General features: G+C 43.1%; 24 protein-coding genes and 1 pseudogene. 8 read left to right on the forward strand and 17 right to left on the reverse strand.

Going from position 1 to position 22263, the window contains the following annotated elements:
* The first annotated feature begins 35 nt into the window (after positions 1-35).
* Both L4D05_RS04735 and L4D05_RS04740 read left to right on the forward strand, forming a co-directional pair.
* Complete coding sequence (locus L4D05_RS04735) at positions 36-1640, forward strand: ABC-F family ATPase (RefSeq protein ID WP_428750813.1); 1605 nt, start codon at positions 36-38, stop codon at positions 1638-1640.
* Positions 1641-1950: 310 nt separating this feature from the next.
* Entirely contained in the window at positions 1951-2817 is an 867-nt protein-coding gene (locus tag L4D05_RS04740) for a fructosamine kinase family protein (protein ID WP_428750814.1), read from the forward strand.
* A gap of 112 nt (positions 2818-2929) precedes the next feature.
* Here the strand turns inward: L4D05_RS04740 and L4D05_RS04745 are convergent, their stop codons facing one another.
* The 3 genes and pseudogenes from L4D05_RS04745 to L4D05_RS04755 form a co-directional block, all read right to left on the reverse strand.
* Positions 2930-3544 carry a LysE/ArgO family amino acid transporter gene (locus L4D05_RS04745; RefSeq protein ID WP_428793191.1) on the reverse strand — a complete coding sequence of 205 codons (615 nt, stop codon included), beginning with the start codon at positions 3542-3544 and terminating at the stop codon, positions 2930-2932.
* A gap of 101 nt (positions 3545-3645) precedes the next feature.
* Entirely contained in the window at positions 3646-3837 is a 192-nt protein-coding gene (locus L4D05_RS04750) for a CPXCG motif-containing cysteine-rich protein (RefSeq protein ID WP_428750816.1), read from the reverse strand.
* Between the two features lie 53 nt (positions 3838-3890).
* A pseudogene (locus tag L4D05_RS04755) lies at positions 3891-4345 on the reverse strand (GNAT family N-acetyltransferase).
* A gap of 339 nt (positions 4346-4684) precedes the next feature.
* On the opposite strand from L4D05_RS04755, the gene L4D05_RS04760 reads away from it, so the two are divergent.
* Positions 4685-5311, forward strand: a complete 627-nt coding sequence (locus tag L4D05_RS04760; RefSeq protein ID WP_428793192.1) for an outer membrane beta-barrel protein — start codon at positions 4685-4687, stop codon at positions 5309-5311.
* A 103-nt stretch (positions 5312-5414) separates the two neighbouring features.
* On the opposite strand, the gene arfB is transcribed toward L4D05_RS04760, so the two are convergent.
* The 4 genes from arfB to L4D05_RS04780 form a co-directional block, all read right to left on the reverse strand.
* Positions 5415-5828 (reverse strand): alternative ribosome rescue aminoacyl-tRNA hydrolase ArfB, encoded by a 414-nt coding sequence (gene arfB, locus L4D05_RS04765; RefSeq protein ID WP_250617309.1) that lies wholly within the window; start codon positions 5826-5828, stop codon positions 5415-5417.
* Between the two features lie 116 nt (positions 5829-5944).
* The gene (locus L4D05_RS04770; protein WP_265672961.1) at positions 5945-6160 is read right to left on the reverse strand and encodes a VF530 family protein; all 216 of its coding nucleotides are present in this window, start codon (positions 6158-6160) and stop codon (positions 5945-5947) included.
* Between the two features lie 449 nt (positions 6161-6609).
* Positions 6610-6750 (reverse strand): hypothetical protein, encoded by a 141-nt coding sequence (locus L4D05_RS04775; RefSeq protein ID WP_428750819.1) that lies wholly within the window; start codon positions 6748-6750, stop codon positions 6610-6612.
* Between the two features lie 289 nt (positions 6751-7039).
* Complete coding sequence (locus L4D05_RS04780) at positions 7040-8713, reverse strand: mechanosensitive ion channel family protein (RefSeq protein WP_428793193.1); 1674 nt, start codon at positions 8711-8713, stop codon at positions 7040-7042.
* Positions 8714-9001: 288 nt separating this feature from the next.
* Here L4D05_RS04780 and L4D05_RS04785 point away from each other — a divergent pair, with 288 nt between their 5' ends.
* Entirely contained in the window at positions 9002-9253 is a 252-nt protein-coding gene (locus L4D05_RS04785; RefSeq protein WP_265672964.1) for a GlsB/YeaQ/YmgE family stress response membrane protein, read from the forward strand.
* 137 nt (positions 9254-9390) lie between these two features.
* Here the strand turns inward: L4D05_RS04785 and L4D05_RS04790 are convergent, their stop codons facing one another.
* The 8 genes from L4D05_RS04790 to nrfB form a co-directional block, all read right to left on the reverse strand.
* Positions 9391-9807, reverse strand: coding sequence for a GNAT family N-acetyltransferase (locus tag L4D05_RS04790; protein ID WP_428751163.1), 417 nt, complete (start codon positions 9805-9807; stop codon positions 9391-9393).
* A gap of 136 nt (positions 9808-9943) precedes the next feature.
* Positions 9944-10453: a GNAT family N-acetyltransferase gene (locus L4D05_RS04795; RefSeq protein WP_428793194.1), complete on the reverse strand. Its 510-nt coding sequence runs from the start codon at positions 10451-10453 to the stop codon at positions 9944-9946.
* A 53-nt stretch (positions 10454-10506) separates the two neighbouring features.
* On the reverse strand, positions 10507-10980 hold the full coding sequence (locus L4D05_RS04800) for an ASCH domain-containing protein (RefSeq protein WP_428793195.1): 474 nt from the start codon (positions 10978-10980) through the stop codon (positions 10507-10509).
* Positions 10981-11070: 90 nt separating this feature from the next.
* Positions 11071-11550, reverse strand: coding sequence for a cytochrome c-type biogenesis protein (locus L4D05_RS04805; RefSeq protein ID WP_428793196.1), 480 nt, complete (start codon positions 11548-11550; stop codon positions 11071-11073).
* A gap of 15 nt (positions 11551-11565) precedes the next feature.
* Positions 11566-13548 (reverse strand): heme lyase CcmF/NrfE family subunit, encoded by a 1983-nt coding sequence (locus L4D05_RS04810; RefSeq protein ID WP_428793197.1) that lies wholly within the window; start codon positions 13546-13548, stop codon positions 11566-11568.
* 152 nt (positions 13549-13700) lie between these two features.
* A complete protein-coding gene (gene nrfD, locus L4D05_RS04815) occupies positions 13701-14657 on the reverse strand; it encodes a cytochrome c nitrite reductase subunit NrfD (RefSeq protein WP_428750825.1) in 957 nt (318 codons plus the stop codon).
* Position 14658: 1 nt separating this feature from the next.
* Complete coding sequence (gene nrfC, locus L4D05_RS04820; RefSeq protein ID WP_428750826.1) at positions 14659-15348, reverse strand: cytochrome c nitrite reductase Fe-S protein; 690 nt, start codon at positions 15346-15348, stop codon at positions 14659-14661.
* 1 nt (position 15349) lies between these two features.
* Entirely contained in the window at positions 15350-15946 is a 597-nt protein-coding gene (gene nrfB / locus L4D05_RS04825) for a cytochrome c nitrite reductase pentaheme subunit (protein WP_428750827.1), read from the reverse strand.
* A gap of 498 nt (positions 15947-16444) precedes the next feature.
* Between nrfB and nrfA the strand changes: the two genes are divergently transcribed.
* On the forward strand, positions 16445-17860 hold the full coding sequence (nrfA, locus tag L4D05_RS04830) for an ammonia-forming nitrite reductase cytochrome c552 subunit (RefSeq protein ID WP_428793198.1): 1416 nt from the start codon (positions 16445-16447) through the stop codon (positions 17858-17860).
* Between the two features lie 214 nt (positions 17861-18074).
* The gene (locus L4D05_RS04835) at positions 18075-18506 is read left to right on the forward strand and encodes a hypothetical protein (protein ID WP_428793199.1); all 432 of its coding nucleotides are present in this window, start codon (positions 18075-18077) and stop codon (positions 18504-18506) included.
* Positions 18507-18568: 62 nt separating this feature from the next.
* On the opposite strand, the gene L4D05_RS04840 is transcribed toward L4D05_RS04835, so the two are convergent.
* On the reverse strand, positions 18569-19342 hold the full coding sequence (locus L4D05_RS04840) for a ferredoxin--NADP reductase (RefSeq protein WP_428793200.1): 774 nt from the start codon (positions 19340-19342) through the stop codon (positions 18569-18571).
* Between the two features lie 173 nt (positions 19343-19515).
* On the opposite strand from L4D05_RS04840, the gene L4D05_RS04845 reads away from it, so the two are divergent.
* Positions 19516-20205, forward strand: coding sequence for a hypothetical protein (locus L4D05_RS04845; protein WP_428793201.1), 690 nt, complete (start codon positions 19516-19518; stop codon positions 20203-20205).
* The gene (locus L4D05_RS04850) at positions 20202-21257 is read left to right on the forward strand and encodes a 3-oxoacyl-ACP synthase III family protein (RefSeq protein WP_428793202.1); all 1056 of its coding nucleotides are present in this window, start codon (positions 20202-20204) and stop codon (positions 21255-21257) included. The genes L4D05_RS04845 and L4D05_RS04850 overlap by 4 nt, the downstream gene beginning before the upstream one ends.
* A 313-nt stretch (positions 21258-21570) precedes the next feature.
* Here L4D05_RS04850 and L4D05_RS04855 read toward each other — a convergent pair whose 3' ends face one another.
* Entirely contained in the window at positions 21571-22215 is a 645-nt protein-coding gene (locus L4D05_RS04855) for a TPR domain-containing protein (protein ID WP_428793203.1), read from the reverse strand.
* Positions 22216-22263 lie beyond the last annotated feature (48 nt).

Consider the following 22263-nt stretch of genomic DNA (forward strand, 5'->3'; position numbering starts at 1 on the left):
CGCCAATCGTCATTCTCATACCTAGGAATACTTCTTTGATATCTACCGCTAACATCACCATGCAATTCGGCGCTGAGCCGTTATTTGAAAACATTTCAGCTAAGTTCGGTAACGGTAACCGTTACGGCTTGATCGGTGCCAATGGATGTGGCAAATCGACATTTATGAAGATTCTTAGCGGCGCGCTGACTCCAAGTTCTGGCAACGTATCCATTACTCCAGGGTTAAAGCTGGGTGTTTTAAGCCAAGACCAATTTGCGTTTGAACAATACAACGTGATTGATGTCGTGATTATGGGTGACCGCAAACTATGGGAAATCAAGCAAGAACGTGACCGTATTTACTCATTGCCAGAAATGAGTGAAGAGGACGGCATGAAAGTGGCCGAACTCGAAAGTGAGTTCGCTGAAATGGATGGCTACACCGCAGAAAGCCGAGCGGGAGATATTTTGATCCAAGCCGGTATCGAAGAAGAATTTCATTTCGGTCTGATGCAGCAAGTTGCACCGGGCTGGAAGTTACGTGTCCTCCTTGCCCAAGCGCTATTCGCTAACCCAGATATCCTGTTGCTCGACGAACCGACCAACAACTTGGACATTCACACCATCAACTGGCTGGCGGAAGAGCTTAATCAACGTAAGTGTACGATGATCATCATTTCGCACGATCGTCACTTTCTCAACTCAGTTTGTACTCATATGGCTGACATTGATTACGGTGAGCTTCGCATCTACCCAGGTAACTACGAATACTTCCTTGAAGCATCAGGGCTCATTCGTGATCAACTACTGGCAAGCAACGCAAAAAAAGCAGCGGAAATTAGCGAACTACAAGATTTCGTCAACCGATTTGGTGCCAATGCTTCCAAGGCAAAACAAGCCAGTTCTCGCGCTAAAAAAATGGATAAAATCAAGCTTGATGAAGTAAAGTCAACAAGCCGTATTAGCCCGTCGATTGATTTTGGTGAAGGTAAAAAACTTCATCGCCAAGCACTAGAATTGCAAGATCTTGGACATGGCTTTGACGGAGAGGTGCTATTTGAAAAAGGCAACTTACTCTTAGAAGCTGGCACTCGTTTAGCCGTTATTGGCGAAAATGGTGTGGGTAAAACCACACTGTTACGTTGCCTTGTAAACGAACTAGAACAAAACCATGGTGTAGTAAAGTGGTCTGAGAACGCATCAATTGGCTATTGCCCGCAAGACAGCACAGCCGATTTCGACAACGACCTGAGCATTTTCGACTGGATCTCTCAATGGCGCACCGTTAAACACGATGACTTAATGGTCCGTGGCATTTTAGGTCGTTTATTGTTCACTGCAGATGATGCTAATAAAAAGGCTAAGAACTGTTCAGGTGGTGAAAAGAACCGCCTATTATTTGGTAAGCTAATGATGCAAGACATCAACGTATTAGTCATGGATGAGCCGACCAACCACATGGATATGGAAGCCATTGAAGCATTAAACAATGCCCTGAAGAAATACGAAGGTACATTGATTTTTGTCAGTCATGACCGTGAGTTTGTCTCTTCTCTTGCGACATCAATCATCGATGTTAAAGACAAGCAATTAGTACAGTTCCAAGGCACCTACAACGAGTACCTTGCACACCAAAAGAAGATGCTCGCTATTAGTTAATACTTAAGTAACTAAGTACACGCGCACTCGAAAGAATAAAGGAGCAATGACACTATGTGTCTTTGCTCCTTGTTGTATTTAGAGGTAACCGCCACCTGTTACATCATTAACCCAAACTAAGAGATAGCCGTAATTTCGACTCATCATGCCCTTTCAACCCGCTATCACCTTGTTCCTCTCTCAGTAATCAAATAAAACTCGCATGTTTTAATCACCAAAACCGCTCAATCTCCAAGCTGTGCCGATTATCACTGTATACCTCGCGAGGTTGTTCTAGAATACTAATAGTATTGATTAATGGGAGTAGCGTATGTGGCAAGCGATTTCAGACCAACTATCAGACACGCTGATGTTCAAATTCAACATAAGAGAACGTGTAAAAATGGATGGTGGCGACATCAATCAATGCTACATGATCAGCGATGGTGAACAGCGCTACTTTATTAAAACTAATCACAAAGACTTTCTGCCTAAGTTTGAAATAGAAGCAGAAAACCTCCACGCACTGCGTGAAACCAATACGGTCCAGCTGCCAGAGGTCGTGCTCATTGGCAAAACAAAGGAGTGTGCGTTTTTGGTCCTCAACTACATTCCGGTTAAACCCTTGGATGTCGCGGAGAGCAGCCATCGCTTCGGTGTGCAACTGGCAAAGCTACACAAATGGGGTGAACAAGCCGAGTTCGGTTTTGATCAAGATAATTACCTAGGTGAAACCTTGCAGCCAAACCAGTGGCATAAAAAATGGTCGCGCTTCTTCTCCGAACAACGCATCGGATGGCAACTACAATTGCTAAAAGAGAAGCAAATTACCTTTACCCCAATCAGTGAGTTTGTAGATTTAGTTAATGACCAACTCTCGGGGCACAACCCAAAACCATCGCTATTACATGGTGATTTATGGAATGGCAACGTCGCGAATTCCGCATTTGGTCCGCTTTGCTATGATCCCGCAAGCTACTGGGGGGACAGAGAGTGTGATTTAGCAATGACTGAGCTATTTGGTGGATTTCGTCCAGAGTTTTACCAAGGCTATGAAAGCATCCTCGCTATTGAACCGATGTACGAATACCGAAAACACATTTATAACCTTTACCATGTACTCAATCACTGCAATTTGTTTGGAGGACAGCACTTAGACGAAGCGGAAAGACTTATTTCAGCCATCCAGTCTTCGTAGTTTTTCCTACCGCTATAGCCTACGTCTAAATCGTTATACGTAGGCTATAGTCGAATCGATATCGACCCAGCTCAAAGTGAAACAACGAAACGGGTAATGACTTGTTGAGCGCCTAACCAATAACTAATGTCAGCGCTATAAAGAACATAAGCGTACCAACTAGCCCTTCCAGAACTTTCCAAGACATTGGCTTACTAAAGAGTGGTATGAGCAAGCGAGCTCCGTAGCCTAGTGAAAAAAAGAATATAAATGATGCCGAAACCGCTCCAATGCCAAACGACCACTGCTGCGGTGCGTATTGGGTTGATATTGAGCCGAGCAGTACCACGGTGTCCAAATAGACATGTGGATTTAGCCAAGTTAACGCCAAACAAATCCCTATCGTTTTCAATAACGAGCCTTTAGACTCGCCTTCGGGATCAAGTTTATGCTGAACGGTAAACGCAGAGCGAAAACTCTGAAAGCTATAAACAAACAAAAATAGAGCACCGGCATACCGAGCGATAACCTCCACCGATGGGTACGCTTGAATAAGCACACCAAAACCGCCTACCCCGGCAGAAATTAGCAAAGCGTCCGATACCGCGCACACCAAGCATACGAAAAAGACATGATGCTTCTTAAGCCCTTGCTTTAGAACAAAGGCATTTTGTGCACCAATGGCAAGAATTAGCGAAATACTTAACGAAAAGCCAGTGACAAATACATCAAGATTGATAGGGAGCATTTTAATCCTTTAAACACGCTTATCCGCATTGCTTAACGAAGAAACTTCGCATCACAAGGAATCCTCGAAGAACAGCATAACGCTGTCGTCGTAAGTAGCAATTAAGCGTCGTTTTCATGACGCGTAGAAACAACCAGATCATCGTCAACAAACATAATCGAAAACACAATAGGTCGACAACAGACATAGCAATCTTCAATATACTGCTGCTCTCCGTTTGAGCAATCAATGGAGGTTTCAAATTGCTCACCGCAGTAAGGGCACTCTACATAACGAAATCGAATAGCATCCATATCCTTTCACCCTATTTAACTTATTGTGTCGCGATCTGTGATCAATAAACCTTCTATAGCTGTTTTGTCATAAAAACACTGTTGGGATCAAGCGTATAATCTGCAAAGGGTGGACACTCTACAAAGCCGAAGCCTTGATATAACGTTCGTGCTGGATGAAAAATGCTTCCGTTCCTGTTTCGAGACTGAGTCGATTAAGACCTTCTTGCTTAGCTGCTTGACATAAATGAACAACGAGTTGCTTCGCGATACCTTTGCCCCGTGCGGAAGTCGCAGTACGCATTGACTTAATTTCACCATGCTTCCCATCTAACACTTTAAGAGCAACACAGCCAGCAAGCTCACCTTCAACCCAAGCAGACCAAAAGGTAATATCTGGGTTTTGTAATCCGGTTAAATCCAATGCATGAACGCTATCCGCTGGAGAAGTGGCGTACATGTCATCAAGATGCTCTTGTAATAGACCTTGAATTTCAGGCCCTTGTAAATCGTCCTTAATTATTTCCACGTGTATATCCTTATACGTTGAATTACCTCAATTAATGTTGCAGCGATGATATCACTACTACGTATGTCACCAAAACTATAATATTTTTTCAAGCTCCCCCCCTCCCTCGATCTTCGTTTTATCACACAACAGAGTGACATCTTACTACTCAACAAATATTGACATAGCGGACTACGACATGAGTGACGCCGATACAATCAGCCACCATGATATGCACTAGGGTTATATCTGAAATCCATTGGTATCATTTGTAGTTATTTCACTTAAATTGCTAGCCTATCCATACCAAAGCGCAAGGATGTGACTCAAAACTCATAATATTAACTTAAGGCAACGACTATGAAGAAATTAACCATTATTGCAGTCACTCTTGGACTTACCTCCGGATCGGTATTCGCAAATGATACCTCTGGTTGGCGGTTAGGTGGCGGTATTGGCGAGTTCACTTCAAGTATGTCGCTCGATAATAGCGACGAGCTACTTAAAGATAGTGACGCCAAGACCTCATATGTGTTAGAAGCTGGCTACGAATTTAACGACATCATTGGCTTAAAATTGGCGCTACAGTCAGGTGAATGGCACAACAATGTCGCGCAAAAAAACGGGGAATACACGGGTAAAAATATACAAGAATTTAAAACGCTTATGATTACTACCGATGTCGGCTATACCTTTGAACTTGGCAACTTTGATATCAAGCCATATGGTGAGCTAGGAGGATTTGCCACCAATGGTTCTTCAAACTTAGAGCGCCACTATCCAGACCGTACGGAAACGAGAAACGGTATCTATCAAGGACATGGGATAGTATATGGTTTAGGTACCCGTATCACGTACAACAATAATTTTTATACAGACCTCAATGTGTTGAAAACGAGTTCTTCTATGGCACGTGAATACGGCGAGTGGGATCAGGGTATCGAAGAGCCAGTACAGGCGCGTATGACCATCGGCTGGAAATTTTAAGAGTAATCTCACTTCAACTGTACAGCAGTGATTCAAAATAAGGCAAAGCCAACGCTAAGCCTTATTTTGATAGCATGATGACGAGACTGTTGTATATCACCTCTTAATCTGACACTCGGCCTCTGAGCGCCTTAGTATTTCCTTTACGTTTCTTCGCATCCATTCTACGCGTTTGTGAGTTTCGAGTAGGTCTTGTTGCCCTTCTCGCTTTTTGGACGACTGCGGCAGACACGATAAGCTGTTTAAGACGCTCTAAAGCATCTTCCCTATTCTGCTCTTGAGTTCGATAAGCTTGCGCCTTAATGATAACAACGCCTTCTTTCGTGATTCTCGTGTCAGATAGCGCTAACAGCCTTTCCTTATAAAAATCAGGCAGCGTTGAACGTTTAATATCAAAGCGTAGGTGTATCGCTGAGCTCGTCTTATTTACTTTCTGTCCACCGGCCCCCATAGATCTTATTGCCGTAAGCTCTATTTCCCACTCAGCTAATTCAACGCTATTAGAAATTTTCAGCATAGTGCCGCTCTAGTCTGTAAAAATATTGACATGTGAACCTTCTCACCACCACGTTATTTCCCGCACAGGAGTTTGCATAAACATTTGTAAGCATGGTCGGCGTTCTAGACGCTCGCTTAGCTAAACGTAGACACATAGAGTGCTTCAACTTTGTCGCGAGCCCACTGGGTCTTTCTTAGAAACTTAAGTGAAGACTTAATCGACGGGTCATTGCTAAAGCAATTCACATTGATGTGGTAATACAGTTCGTCCCAACCGTAATGCTCAACCAAACGAGTAAGGATTTTTTCTAGTGTAAGGCCATGCAATGGGTTGTTTTGTTGGTGGCTCATAAACAAGCGTCCTGATTATATTTTATGGAGAAAAGCGTTGGTCGAAGTTGGAGGTTACGATAACGGTTAAAAAGCAATCTAACCTACTATTTAATAGCCACGAACTGGCAAAAACGCTTGTGATGGCACAAGCTTATTATGAATTGGGGATAGGATCAAAGCGAATGATGTATGTTGGCATTCCAAGCGATAGAATTCTACTGCCGAGCCCGCAAGTAAAGCTGCAAAGCATAGGAAGTAGGCTCACTCAAACAGAATGAAATGCCTTTGAAGATATGAACAAGAATAATGACATTCTATCGACAATCATCGCTACAAAGCATAATCACACGCAGCAGTAGCGAATGAGTAAACAACGGGAGCGATAGTGCCCATATTCGCTCCCGAAAATACTAAGCAAAAAAAGAAACATAAAAGGTAAAATTGCCAAATATTTTTTTGATTTAGTCTTATTCGCTATTTTCTAACCCAATGCAAAGCAAATCAGCAGCTAGCGCACCAGTACTCACCGTTATTCCCGCCACCAATAATACTGCCACATACTTACTAGCCAAAATACATAAGCCCAAGGTATTAATAATTTTTTCCATATCGTTTCTCCTTCGAAACAGGGTGTTGTTTTAATTACATAAATCAATAAACACACCCATTTTAGAACAACGGATATATGCAATTTGCGAGCCCCCACAATGTATCGCACTAGGATATTATAATTCTTACGTAAAAAGAGAAAATTGCACAAATTTACAACTAGTAACAAAACATCTTATAAACCAGCCAAGGTTCAATAAAAAAGCATGACCCGAGAAACGAGGCATGCTTTGTGTTCGAGTTACCTAAAAACGCCATTTATGCCGTTACTTAGTCAGCGACGTTTCGTTAGGCTTCTTTCTTATCAATCATGTGTAAATGAACGTCTTGCTGCGGGAATGGGATAGAGATACCTTCTCTATCAAAGCGCAGTTTCACTTCTTTCGTAACATCCCAATATACATTCCAATAGTCGTCCGTCTTCACCCAAGGTCGAACAATAAAGTCAACTGAAGAGGTATTGAGCGTGTGCACTTTGATCATAGCCTCTGGGGTACTAAGCACTGAAGGATGAGTAGTAACGATGTCCGTCAGTACCGCTTCCGCTTTTAACAAATCATCGCTATAGCCAATCCCGAATATCATATCAACACGACGAATCCGCTCATGGGTCACATTTTTAATCACATCACCCCAAATCTTGCCATTCGGTACGATAATAATTTGATTATCAAAGGTACGAATAGTGGTATTAACTAAGCTCATGTGACTGACCTTGCCATCTACGCCACCAGCAAAAACAAAGTCCCCAACGTCAAACGGGCGATAAATAAGTAACATCATCCCAGCAGCAAAGTTGGAAAGTGTATCTTGTAATGCAAAACCAATGATGACACCTGCGATACCAAAACCTGTCAACACTGGGGCTAGATTAAGGCCAATCTGCGACAAACCGACCATAATACCGATAATCCAAACGATATTACCAGACATAGAAACAAAGAAGTTTTGCATCAGATGAGAAAGCTTAAAATTCTTCGTTACTACTGCCTTACTCACCACCTTACGTACAAGCTTGACAATCATGCGTGTTGCCATCAATATCAAGATAAAGATGAATACTTGGAACAGCTGTTGAGGGGCATTCTCTGCTAACCAAGTTAACCCCGCACTCCACCACTCATTTGCCAATGAGAGCAGGACTTTTACATTTAAGATATCTTGGGTGATGCTACCAGTGACTTGGAATATTTGACGCTTATATTCCGAGGTTTCCAAATCCATTTCATCACCCAGCACAATCAACTTCTGCAGACTATCGGTTTCAATCGATAACCTTTGCGTTGTGATTAACTGTGTCATCTGGAGTGCTGCTTTTTCTGATTCTGGTGCAGCTGCTATTTGAGTCGCGACTGTTTTCACTTGTTGATCAAAATATTCAATTGACGCAGAAACTAACCTCATCCGTTTGGTGATAAACAACGATAATTCTTGTTCTAATTCAGAATTGGGTTCACCGAGTTTTTGTAACCAGGTCAAGTTCTGCCAACTACTCTCATAGGAAGAGTCTAAATATTCTAATAACTCGCGGTACGTATTGAGGATAGACAGTTTTTGCTCATCTTTTGCTGCATTAAACTTCTCTGTGATCTTTTTGATTTTTTCCTCAAGATACGTTTTTGCCCCATCCGTATACTCTTGCTGCAACGCGACTTGCGCACTTAAAATCGGCTTTGGTAATGCATCATTATCAATACCTGTGGCGATAATATCCCTTAGTTCATTGTTTTTATTAAACAACCTAAATTGGATCGCATCTTTTTGATCCCCTGTAGAGAGCTTTAACGACTCTGCGAGCTCTTGAATCTCTCGATTAACACGATCAAATTCCCGCTGTTCTTTGGTTAGCGGTACAGGTTCATTTTCTGCTTGCGCGTGGGCATATGATAAGAAAACACCGTTTAATCCAATGATGAATAACAATAAGACTGATTGAAACTTTACCAACCGTGACACCTTCATTCCCGACTCCTTGATGGGCTTAACTCCCCTCGGCATGTGCCGAGGTATTCGCTATCTATTCATGCCATTGTCATAAAGCTAGATAGCTATATCAATAATAGATTAGTTTTATTCGAGGATAACCCCAATGACGGAAAGATTACTCGCCAAACTGGCCTCCTTCGTCAAAAATCATTTAGGGATATGTATTTTTATGCCCTTTATTCGAATTAGTTGCGTTTTATTTGAACTATGCTTAGCGATGATAACTTCAATTTACAGCGCTTTTATTTAAGTAAGGAGCGAGATATGGGCATCATTTCATGGATTATTTTAGGTCTAATTGCCGGAGCACTCGCCAAATGGTTAATGCCTGGCAACGATGGCGGGGGTTGGTTAGCCACGATGGGGCTAGGTATTGCTGGTGCATTTGTCGGCGGATTTATTGGTGGATTGCTCGGTTTTGGCGGTGCTAATGGTATTAATATCGGCAGTATTATTACCGCTACCCTCGGTGCTTTCATCCTTCTTTTCGTCTACAACCGTTTTATTAAAAACTAACTTGAAGATTAAGCCTAGACAATGAGCTATGAGGGCGTTTCAGTTACTGAACTCGTCCCTCCCTTTCTCGCTTGGTATTGAATTAGAATTGACACGGCAATGTCGTAAAGGTTAGTCCTATATAGCACTGACTGACGCTAGATATTCAAATTCGCCGAGGCATTGAAGGAATACATTTTGATTTCTTTACGATCTTCCCACCCTAACGAACGATAAAACTGCTGTGCGTTTTCGTTTTCAGTGGTAACAAAAAGATGCGTTTTATTAATACCAATCAATCCTAAAGCTTGGGTCGCTTTTTCAATTAAACCTCGGCCAATTCGTTTACCACGATGCTTATCCGCTACCGCAAGATGTTGAATATAACCTCGACGCCCATCCGTCCCTACTAACACGGCACCTACAATATGACCTGAAACCATGGCGACATAGCTCAAGTTTGGGTTCTGATCTAAGTATTCGGTAATACTTTCTCGGCTATCAGCCTCGCGCAATTGCATGTTTTCTGTATCATTCCACAGCCCAATAACCGAATCATAATCGGTTGATTGCATTTCTCTATAGGTCACACTCACTGAGTAACTCCTTTTAACTCAATAACCTCAACGCGATACCAGGGTATCCTTTTGATATACAAAATAATAATTTAGAAAGATAGCAACGTCACCGCTGCCTCATGGCGACAAACATCTACAGAGCATAAATCATGTCATCATGCCATTGACCATCAATCATGTAGGCATCAGGCACTCGTTTTACCAAAGTAAAACCACACTTACTCAGCACCCGTTCAGACTGGGTATTTCCATAGGTCACCGTCGCCTCAAAAGCGATATCCGGAAGGTGAAATTGCGCCCAGTTTAACAGCGCTTGTAATGATTCTGTCGCAAAGCCAAAGCCATGACATTCAGGTGTCAGTAAATAGCCGACCTCAGCCTTATTACCATCAATAATAAAGCCGGTAATACCAACCTTCTTGCCTGTTTCTTTTTCAACAATCGTTAAACATAACCAATGAGATGCGGAAACATGCCAAGGGGGTAAGCGCTGTATAAACTTCTGATGAATTTCCACATCTGTTGGTACATCAAAACATAAGTGAGTCACCCGCTTATCACTGTGAAGCGCTTCAAAAAAACTCTCATCACTAGCGTTGATTTGACGCATACGAAGGCGACTACTTTCAATACTTATTTTCATAATGGTTGCTTCAGAAAGCTAGCCTCATGATAATTGTCTCATCGAAAAGGACGTTATACGCCGACGGGATAGACTTTCTCGAACGTTTCCAAAACAAGATCATCCTCAGTAGTAAAAGTTAAACCTAACTGCGAAGCATAGCTCTGGAAGAAGTTGATATGGGACGTACGCCAAGATGGATAACTGCGATCGCCCTCACCCTCCATAAAAGCGAATTCAGGCGTCACACTATCAAACGCGCAAATCGCCACACTGGTCACTTTAACAATACACATCGGCTCTTGATTCCAGTTAAGCACTATAGATAATCGCCCGATCTCTGGAAGTGGCTCATCATCCACCACATACCCGGCTTTAAGACTACAGGTTGCGGTTTTTATGCCTTCATCAATTAGTCGCGCGCATTCATTTGCGTTGTATTCGTCGGCGCAGAAATGCTCTGCGATAACCGCAGGAACCGCCGCTCGCTCAGCTTGAGAGAGTGTGGATAAGTATTCTTCTAAAAATTCACTTTGCTTGGGTGTCATAATCCTTTACTCAAAATAAACATCCTTTACATCGATATTACAATGAGTTGCGCTAAGCTGACTAGAAGAAATTTGTCATTTACGTCTAAACTACACCGAGCCTCCATCATGGCTATTGTGATCGCCTTTAGACCGTGAGACTCGATAAAACATCAGCACGACAAGTATCAAAGCAATAATAATCGGTACTCCCCACAACAACGCATTTTGTTTGGTCAGTGACGGCTGATAAAGGACGTGCTGCCCATACCGAGCAACCATATAATCCTTCACTTCTTGCTCTGTTTTCCCTTGCTTTATTAGCTCAAACACTCTTAGTCTAATATCTTTCGCTACAGGCGAATTTGATTCAATCAAGTTCTGATTTTGACACATAGGACAACGCAATGTTTTTGCTAATGCTATTGCGTCCTTTTGTTGTTTAATCGAGTCAAATTCAAATAACTCCACCGATTTCGAATTGGCTGATGCCGGTGAGATGCTAAAACAAAACGTCGCTAACAGTAATACTGCAAAAGCAGACACCCAAAAGCCTGCCCCATTTATCGCGTAAACCTGACTACTTCGCACCGTACCCTCCAGTTATTATTGAGCGATTGTTTTACATGATGCTCGGACATTATCCTTCCCTCGTTGACTAACTAACACGCCAGCAACACCCATAACCATAAGCAGCGCACCCAACCAAATCCAACGGATAAATGCCTTAAATTGAATCCGCACCGCGTAATGTCTGCTATCAATTTTTTCGCCTAGAGAGATGTAAATATCGCCGTCCCAAAATGCAGTCATAGATGGCTCAGTCATATTCATAACACGTATCGGGTAATGGCGTTTTTCCGGATGAGCCAACCACACTTTTTCTATATCACTTTCCTTATCATGTAACGGGCGTATTTCAATCACTGCTCGCTCAGCACTGAAAGAAGGAGCAACATAGAGATGTGTATCAACATAATGAAGTTGATAGTCACCGAACTCAACTTGGCTACTAGGACCTAGCTTTCGCGTTATTTCATACGAGTATTCACTGTTCATAGCAGCGCCAAACGCAACAATTGCCAGTCCAATATGAGCCACTGACACGTACACCATTCGTTTAATGTGAGAAGTGGCTCGACTGCGGTAAAGTGCGATCCCATGGGTCACAATAACCCAAAGCGCTCCCCATGTGGCGAAAAGTGCCCACATTGACCATTCAGCGCCAACAGATTCGTTGTGATAGACGTAGTAGCTAACGATACCACCAGCAAGCCCCAAGGTCATGACAGCTAACCCTACAAGTGTTGGACGCAGGCGATAAGGCGCTGCCGAATCCCACTTTAGCAATGCAGAAAAACCGACAGCAAACAACGCAATAATGGCCAATGGCGCAATGAGAAGATTGAAATAGGGTGCACCAACCGAGATGTTCCCTAGCCCTGCTAGCTCATATACCATTGGGTAGAAAGTGCCAAATACGACAATAGTCGTGGCTAAGGTAAATAGATTCGCACACGCCAGAAGTAAAAAGTTTTTGTTTAAGACGCCTCGTAACGTTCGTGATTGAATCGAATCAATACGTTTAATCAGTATCAAAAACGATAATATAAAAACCAACGACAGTATCCCCAATAAGGTAAAACCCTTACTAGGGTCAACCGCAAAGGCATGAACAGAGGTAAGCACGCCAGAGCGGACAATAAACGTACCCAAGATGCTCAAACAAAACGTCACAAAGGCCAGTGAATAGCTCCAAATGAGAAGCTGGCTCTTCATTCGAGACGCCAGTAAGGTATGCATCAACGCCGTCGCGGTTAGCCAAGGCAGTAAGGAGGCATTTTCAACAGGATCCCAAAACCACCATCCTCCCCAACCCAATTCGTAGTACGCCCACCAAGAGCCCACTGCAATGCCCACCGATAGAAAAACCCACGCATTAAGCGTGTACGTTTTCGCATCATTTAGCCATGTTGACCCACTTTCATTTTCCAAGAGCGCCCCTACGGCGAGAGCAAGAACAGAGGCGAAGCCAACATAGCCGATATATAACAAAGGCGGGTGGATGATTAAGCCAATGTCTTGCAGCATTGGGTTCAAATCACGACCTTGCGTCAATAAGATCGGATTTAGTTCAAATGGATTGGAAGCTAAAAGGGTAAACCATGCAAAAATGGCGATAAAGGAAAGCATGATCCATATGGCATGAAATCGATGCCCTCTCTCCGACGAGTGTGCTTTCGACAAACACACACACCATAGTGACAGTGTCACCACCCAAAATAGCATTGAACCCTGATGCCCACCCCATGTTGCTGCTATTTTAAATGGTAGTGGCAGTTGGCTGTTCGAGTTCTGTGAGACATAACTTAACGCAAAATCATCAATGGCAAATCCGTATGCCAGTATCACCATCGACAATAGTGAGAAAAACAAGGCAAGAAAGCTGCTTAAGCGAACGACTCGCACCAGATCCGCCATCAAGTTTGATCGAGATACTCTACCTGTGCAGATGAGTCCGCACGCCGCTCCTAAGGTACTGACTATAGCGGTACAAATCAGTGCGAGTAATCCAATATGACCAATCATAAAACCTCAATCAAATAACAACAGTGAAAGCCCATACATTTTAAAACACACCAATTTGAAACCATATGTTCTAAAAAATATCTGCTTGAAAAAAAGATGCCGTCATTCCGAAAAGAACGACGACATTCATTAGCTAGCGTACACAAACAGAGTTAAACAACCGTCATTTGTCCTGCGTACAATACAAATGTCCTTAACATCAATACACCTAGCAGGCTAAGTGATGTCACAACCAAAATAAATCCATGATTATGTTTAACGTTATCAGAGCTAAAGAAGTTCATTGCCAGTGGCAACAACATCCCTAGACCTATCACCCCATACCAGAACCAGTTCGACCAAAAGCCACCGCCGATAGCATTCCAAGCCGCTGCTTCGTTTTGACCACCACTAAAGATAAGGCCAGTAAAGAAAGTCACGATCACAAACAATTCAAACAATACAACCGGACGCTCAAAACTATGTACCCACTTCACACTCGGGCTGTGTGCATCTTCTTTAAACACTAAGATACCAAACAACAAACTCGCGGCGGCGCCAGAGGACAAACTAGAAAATAAGAAAAGAATCGGTAGAACGGGATTATTTAACATTGGGTAAGTCTTCAATGCAGACAATAAGAAGCCCGTATAAGCGGCGAGAACGATCGCCAACACACCCAAAAATATCTCAATTCCATTTTCGACTTTTTCTAATTTGATCAGGATAGTTTCAACAAAATCAAACTTCCCTCCTAAAAAGTCCATAATCGGCTTGCGGAAAATAAGTCCAATCCACACGAACAAGACGGCCATATAAACTTGGAACAAAATCACGCCCATCGACATTACTGAAGTTGGGTTGAAGTAAATCATGATCTTCCAAAACTCTAACGGCTTCGTTAGGTGGAATACCAAAATCAATAGCCCGACGATAATGCCAAATGGCGCTAGCCATGCCATAGCTTTCAATATGCCATTATCAGCTGGATTACCTTCGATCACGTTGCGCTTCAAATACAGGGCAATCATAACTGCACCCGCCGACATACCTGCCAAAAACAGATAAATAGCAATGATCCAATCCCATACTAAAGAGTCAAAATGAAATGCAGTTTCCCAAATACTCATGCTACACCTCCCCCTTATGGAACGGTACTTTATAAAGCTTAGGCTTAGTCCCTAAATGCGCTTTATCTCGATAGACCGCGTTAACCGTAATTGCCTTGCTGATATTGCTCTGTGGATCGTTGAGATCACCAAATATCAACGCTTTTGTCGGACAACTCTCAACGCAAGCTGGTAGTTTGCCTGCGGCTAGGTTGGTATCGCGACAGAAGTTACATTTATCTGCAGAGTGGTCTTCTGGGTTAAAGAAGCGAACTTGATAAGGGCAAGCTGCAAGACAATATCCGCATCCCACACACTTTTCTTTATGGACATCAACAATGCCGGTTTCTTCATCTTTATATGCAGCGCCCGTTGGACACACATAAACACAAGGTGGATTTTCGCAATGCTGACAAGAAGTTCGGGTAAAACGGTATTCAACATCTGGGTACTCACCCATCGGCTCTGAGCGATTAATCTCCAATCGGGAAACACCCTCAGGCACGTTATTCACTTCACGACAGGCTTCGGTACACGCAGTACAACCAATACAGGCATTTTCATCATGTAACATGCCATAGCGTTTGGTTGTTTCCGCGCTGTCCGCTGAAGCATTCGAATTCGTGCTGGTAAGCACCGATGTTGTTGCAACACCCGTCGTAAAAATAACCGCACCAGATCCAGCTAAAAAATTTCGTCTAGAACAACTCATATCATTTGCCCTCCTCTTCACGCAGTTCGTTGAAGTCTTTATGGCAATCGACACACATTTTAATCTTCGCTTTATGGTCGAAAGATAAAACTTTGGCTTTTTCAGCATGAACGGAATGGCAGTTGCTGCAAGTTAAGTTTTTAGCATGAACGTCATGCGTCCAACTGTCTTCACTTAAATATTTAGGTTGGTGGCAATCCGTACAGAGCTGGTTCGCTTTAAGTATCGCTTCAGGTGAAAGCCATACTTTATCTGTGCCGGGCTGCGATTGAGCGTCGTGATACTGAATCACTGTAGAAGCGCCATCACGGTGATCAGGTCCAATATCACTGTGGCATTGAGTACAGTTCACCTCCTTTCCAATGATAGAGATTGCGTCCTCTCCATGGGATCCAGCCAGTGTCTGCTTTGAGTCTTTGTGACATTGAATACATTTGTAATCTTTGTCGCGAATCAACTCCACCTTATACCGTTCTTCTGCTGCCCCTTTAGTTGGGAGCGCGGCGTCATCGGCAAAGGCATTGAGTGAAAAACCATAAATAGAAAATGCTAGAAGGGCCTGAAGCATTATCGTTATGGTCAATTTAACATTGCCCATCGTATCCTTTCCTTAAACCTTCTCTACCAGATAGCTACTGGGAGTTCGGTCGATAATTAATACTTTTCCCCAAGTAAACATGAGAAAATGCAATCAATTCTTATTTAGGATGAGCCACAACGCTTCACAGTAAAATCATATTCCTCACTGTTACTTTTACCTACTTCTTTAGGGCTATTTAGTGAGCAAAGTCACCATAATTTATGTGTGTAATTTTACATAACCCAATGTTTTATAATGATAATTAATATCAACTTGCTCGCAACAGCTACCCCTTTAGGGTTGGTTCTTGCGAGGTATGACCAAGATCACTGTCATAAATTGATCTAAAACAGGAAATAGGACGACATGTAATAATTTATGTCAATTTGTGGCGTATTATTACTATGTCCTGTGGTTAATCTTTAAATCAATCATTTACCATAAGTGACATCTCCAATTCTTATTACGGAAAAGCCCCACAACGCATTTCAAAAATTAGAATACGGAGATTACACTGTGAAAAAGCATTGGATTATTAGTTCCGTTGCATCGCTGGCAATACTAGCTGCTGCTAGTGCACCGGCTTTTGCAACAACAGAAGATGGGTTGGCAGATCCAAGAAACCAAACCTATGAAGAAAAGCACCCAGATCAATATAAGACCTGGAAACAAACCAGCGAAAGTGAACAAATAGAAGACGCACTTAAAGAAGATCCCAATATGGTGATTCTATGGGCTGGTTATGGCTTTGCCAAAGACTATAACAAAGCACGCGGTCACTTCTTTGCCTTAGACGACGTGAGACAAACACTACGTACTGGTGGGCCAACTGATCCTAAATCGGGTCCCATGCCTATGGCATGTTGGAGCTGTAAAAGCCCAGACGTCGCTCGTGTGATTGAAGAGCGAGGTGAAGACGGCTACTTCGAAGGTAAGTGGGCGCGTTTAGGCTCTGAAATCTCCAATCCTATTGGCTGTGCTGACTGTCATGATACTCGCAGCGAAAAATTCCAAAATGGCGAACCTGAACTGGCCCTTACTCGCCCATATGTTGAGCGAGCTTTCGAAGCAATTGGTAAGAAATTTGACGAGCAATCTCGCTTAGATAAGCAGGCTTCTGTCTGCGCACAATGTCATGTTGAATACTATTTCACCGGTCCTAATAAGACGGTTAAGTTCCCATGGGATCGCGGTACTCAAGTTGGTGAAATGGAAGAGTACTATGATGGTATTGAGTTCAAAGACTGGCAACATGCCGTGTCTAAAGCGCCAATGCTAAAAGCTCAGCACCCGGGCTACGAAACATGGCGTGAAGGTATACACGGTAAAAATGGCGTCGTGTGTGTTGATTGCCATATGCCGAAAGTAACGAAAGAAGACGGCACCGTTTATACCGATCATAAAGTGGGCAACCCGTTTGATCGCTTTGAAGACACATGTGCAAACTGTCACACGCAATCGAAAGAGCAACTACAAAATATTGTTTCCTCACGTAAAGCTCAAGTACTCAACATGAAGCTCACTGCAGAGAAACAACTTGTTGCCGCTCACTTTGAAGCTGGCGCCGCATGGGATGCTGGTGCGACGGAAGCTGAAATGAAGCCAATCCTTATGGATATTCGTCATGCCCAATGGCGTTGGGATTATGCTATTGCTTCACACGGTGTACACATGCACGCACCAGAAGTTGCACTAGAAGTTCTGGGGACATCCGTAGACAAAGCAGCCGATGCCAGAACGAAGCTTATTCGATTACTCGCGAAAAAAGGTATTACCGAACCAGTGGAAATCCCAGATATTTCAACCAAAGAAAAGGCGCAAGCCGCTCTGGGTATGGATATGGATAAGATGAATGCTGAAAAGCAACACTTCCTAGATACGGTTGTACCGCAGTGGGAAGCGGAGCAAAAAGAGAGAGAATCGAAATATTAAACAAAGCGTGGTCAAGCCATTGGCGACTCGTGTCTACAATCTATAGACAGTGATGTGACCTATTCGATTTTTTGCCAAAGCCCTAACCAAAAGTTAGGGCTTTTTTTTCACATCTAATATAACCTTTTATTAATAGCGCCTTAACTTATAAACGCTATATTTAAGTTGACGCTAGCATTCACCTCACAGGGTACCATTACTCAATAGGGTCATTATGAAACTACGCTTACTCACCGCTTTATTCCTTCTCAGCGCCCCCGCTTTAGCGGGTGATTATAACAGTGTCACCGTTGGTACCACGAGTGATGGTGGATTTGGTGTCGGCCTCTATCACGATAGAAACCTCAGCTTTGGCTTCTATTCAAATTTATCCGGTGGTACAGGACCAAACAATGATGATTTTGCGTTGAATATTGGCGTGGTGAAATCGCTAAGTGATAACATTGCTGGCTATGTCGGGGCTGGCGTGGCCAATCGCAGCATCGAAAAAGTCAACGACCTTCCGTTTAAAGAATACGAATCAGATTTGCGTTTTAACGGCAATATTGGCTTACTATTCAAGACAGGGGTTACCGGGTTCACCGCTGATGTAGGCTACAACACAGGTTTGGAATCAGCATTTATTGGCGTCGGTTACACGTATTAGTCTAGATACATGTATGCCTTGATTATCAGATTAGCGATAGCGATCGGATAAAAATAAGCGGACTACCAATAATTTTCACTCGCAAATTGACCTGGTTTGCGGCGTAGATGTTTTGATAAGCCTAATTCCACAAGTGTTGCACTGGTATCTTTAACCATTTGTGGGTTACCACATAAATACACAAAACTTCTTAAGGGGTCCAAACTTATCCCTACCTTATTTTGAATGTCGTGACTTTGTAATAGTGCTGGAATTCGACCTCGTAAGCTTGGCTCATGGTCTTGCCTTGAAACAATCGACAGGTAATTAAATGCGCTACCCAGTCGTTCGCGTAGTGCTGACGTAATCTCAGGATAAACCAATTCATTCGCCGTGCGCACCGCATGCACTAATGTCACTGACTCGAATCGTGTCGCGATCGAATCATCTTCTAAAATTGATAAAAAAGGCCCTACCGCCGTCCCTGTTGCGAGCATCCATAACTCACGTGCATCGTTTGGTATTTCGTCCAATGTCATAAAACCCGATGCTTGCTTGCCAACAAAGAGTGTATCTCCAACATTTAACGCCTGTAACCTTGGTGATAGTTGCCCTAAATCATCGGCTACGATAAGAAATTCTAAATGTTGGTGTCCATAAGCATGTAACGGGTGGTTGACCATTGAATAGGCACGTCTTAGCCAGTTCCCCTGTTCGTCCAACAACGCCAATTTAGTAAATTGACCCGCTTCATAAGGCAAAATAGCAGCCGATACCTCTAAACTAAACAGGTTTTCCGCCCATTGTTTTTTTGCTAGTACCCGCCCTTCGATTAGACCATTTGGTATACCTTGCATTCGTTACCCCCCACCAAAACCAACCGTTATGTCTCATAGCTTAGGTCGTTATTCTCAAATACTTAAACTACAATTTGAAAATAAATGAGTAATTAATACAAATCGTTGAAAGATTTTTCTCATCTCACGGTCTATATATAGTACGTGTTATCGAAGGAACTGTGACTAGACTTATGAAACCCTGTTTTCCCTCTCTTCCTCAGTCGGCTCAGAGCCACAGTCCAGTAAAAAACTGGCTGGTTCAGTATCGCCAGCAACCCATCGACTTCACAACAGAGCAACAGATCGCCCTTGCGCGTCTGTTACCTTTGCTGATATGTGGCGAGCAGTCCTCTCAGTGGGTATTTCATAACGAAGTTCAACGACAACGTGACAATAATCCTCTCCAAGAAGCGGTTGAAGATTTTGAATCAATCGTTGCCGATGAGCAGTATCACGAAAAAGCACTGGAGCTAGTGCGCCTAACGCTACCAGAGCCTGCTGATATCACCCAAATTAAACGTCGCAGCCAACGTTTTTTCGCCGCTCTGGGGTTAAGACAGAACTTTGATATTCACTTTGCGCAAATTGCTTGCTTGGACGCGCTTGTTTGTCGACTCATGCTAGCGATTGAAAAAGGCAACCTAAATAGCGACCATCCGTTTGTTTTACTGTGTCGAGCAATTAAGCAAGACGAAGCAAAGCACGTTACTTTATCTAAACGCCATGCCCTTGCGTTAGGCTTTGAGCACTCTCAATGGCCATCACTTAAAAGCAGTATTGCTGAACGTTTATACCATCTCCTTGCGAGCGAACGCACCGCCTTCGAAACAATAGGCGTTGAACTGGATACTATTTTTGATTCAAAGGAAGGCAATCAATGAGCACTGTTTTTTTACCCGGCCAAGTTAAGCTACTCGCGGCGAGCAATGCCTTTCCTGACCAACACCTCAACAATGAGCAGTTGATTACCGCGCTAGAGAAACTATCAGGAAGACGCTATGCCAAAATTGCCGCACGCATAGCCCCTTTTCTCGGTATTCAGCAGCGCCACTTTAGCCGAAGTATTCATCACCTAGTTAGCCAACCAACGCCCTCAAATTCAGATCTAGTGGTCGAAGTCATGCAGCGATTGATGATTCAATCACAAGTGTCTCTGAGTGATATTGACTACCTGATCGGTCATACCACCACGCCAGATACCCAACTCCCTCCAAGCATTGCATGGGTCACGGAAAAGCTAAAATTTCACGGTCCATTTATGGAGTTACGACAAGCGTGTACGGGTTTTGCTAGCGCATTACAAATAGCAATTCCTCGTATCGCTATGTTAGGTAAACCTATCGCAGTCATTGGTAGCGAAACCGGCTCGGTCTACTTTGATTTTAACGAGTCATTTTTAGACCAATCTCAGTTAGTCAATTATATGCAAATGGGGGATGGCGCAGGTGGGGTCATCCTTGGGCCTGACGATGGTTCGCAGCGCGGCATCATTAGCGAGTGCTTCATGGGACAAATTGGCACCGACATGGCGCCGGGACTTTCTTTAGATGGCGGCTCTTTATCCGTACACACCCAAAAAACGATCGCCCGCTTTCACCATAATGCGACCAATGTTAGGCAAAGTGGCGAAGCGTTGTTTAACGCTAGCATACAAGCTTTGGCTCAGCGTGGGCATAACGTTCAAGACTTTGATTATATCATTCCGCACCAAGCCAGTGGTCACATTGATAGTCAACTTAGCGAAGCTCTGGGAATTGACTGCTGTAAAGTCATTAATGATGCGAAGAATTGGGGAAACCTCGGTTCTGCAGCAATTTGGGCAAGCTTTGGCAAACTGGTGAACAGCGGCATGCTACAACCGGGAAACAAAGTCGCTATTTTAGGCGCAGAAGCCACCAAGTATATGTATGGTGGATTCATTTACCGCCATTAATTCCCAGTTGTACTTCATCGTATACAGTAGGCTACACGACTCTCTCCATTGAAACCTTGACTCATCGCACCCAAATAGAATAGCATTCTGTAAAAAATAAAGGGGGATGTATGAGTAATAAAAGTATTTGTGCTGGGTGTAATAACCCATCCAGTTTTACTAGAGTTCGTCGGACTAGGGTTGAAAAATTATTTAAAGCGTCCAAACAAAAATGGTGCTGTACTCATTGTAAAAAAACCACTTTTTTTACCTTAAAAGAACTCATCGACGCCAACTGACCACCTACGGTGTCAACAATTTTTGGTCGGTAATTTTAAAGCATACTTTTCGCTTGATTAATTTTTTCGATGAGAGCAGCTCGCTGAATGCCCGGTCGGTTAGAATCTAATATTTTCGTCCACTGTACAATTGCGTCGGCATAGCGCGAGTTCAAAAAATGATCCGAGGCAATCAATAATAACGCTGTATCGTTCAGCTCATCCATTTGCAATGCTTTATCTAAAAAACTCAACACATCTGGCGTCATAGTTTGCGATTCAGAATAGTATTTTGCCGTAGCAATAGCAGCGTATTGTCCAGCGTAAGGATTCTGCGACAGCCGTATGGAGTAATCAAAACAGGTAATGGCGGCATCAAACTCATTAGTTTGCATGTACATTTGCCCCAAAGTGAACCAATCTTTACTATTATTGGGGTTTTGCTTTAACGCTTGTTGCAACTCAAGCATCATGGTTTCACCATTTTTAAACACTGCTGGCTCCTCGAGTGGCGGTATATCCGACTTAAGCTGACTCCAAACCAATAGAGAAAGACCACATACCAGCGCTGACAGCGTGGTCGAAACGCCTAATATTCGCCAACGACCACTAGATAATTCAGGTTCTCGTTTCACCAATCCGACATAACAAACTAACACGATCATCAAGAAACAAAAGACAACAAATAGTGCGAACGACATACTTCAAATACTACAGAACAATACTAGATAGTCACGAGTATACCTCGC

Origin of the sequence: Vibrio nomapromontoriensis (genome assembly GCF_050337205.1) — a bacterium.
GTDB classification, from domain to species: Bacteria; Pseudomonadota; Gammaproteobacteria; order Enterobacterales; family Vibrionaceae; genus Vibrio; species Vibrio nomapromontoriensis.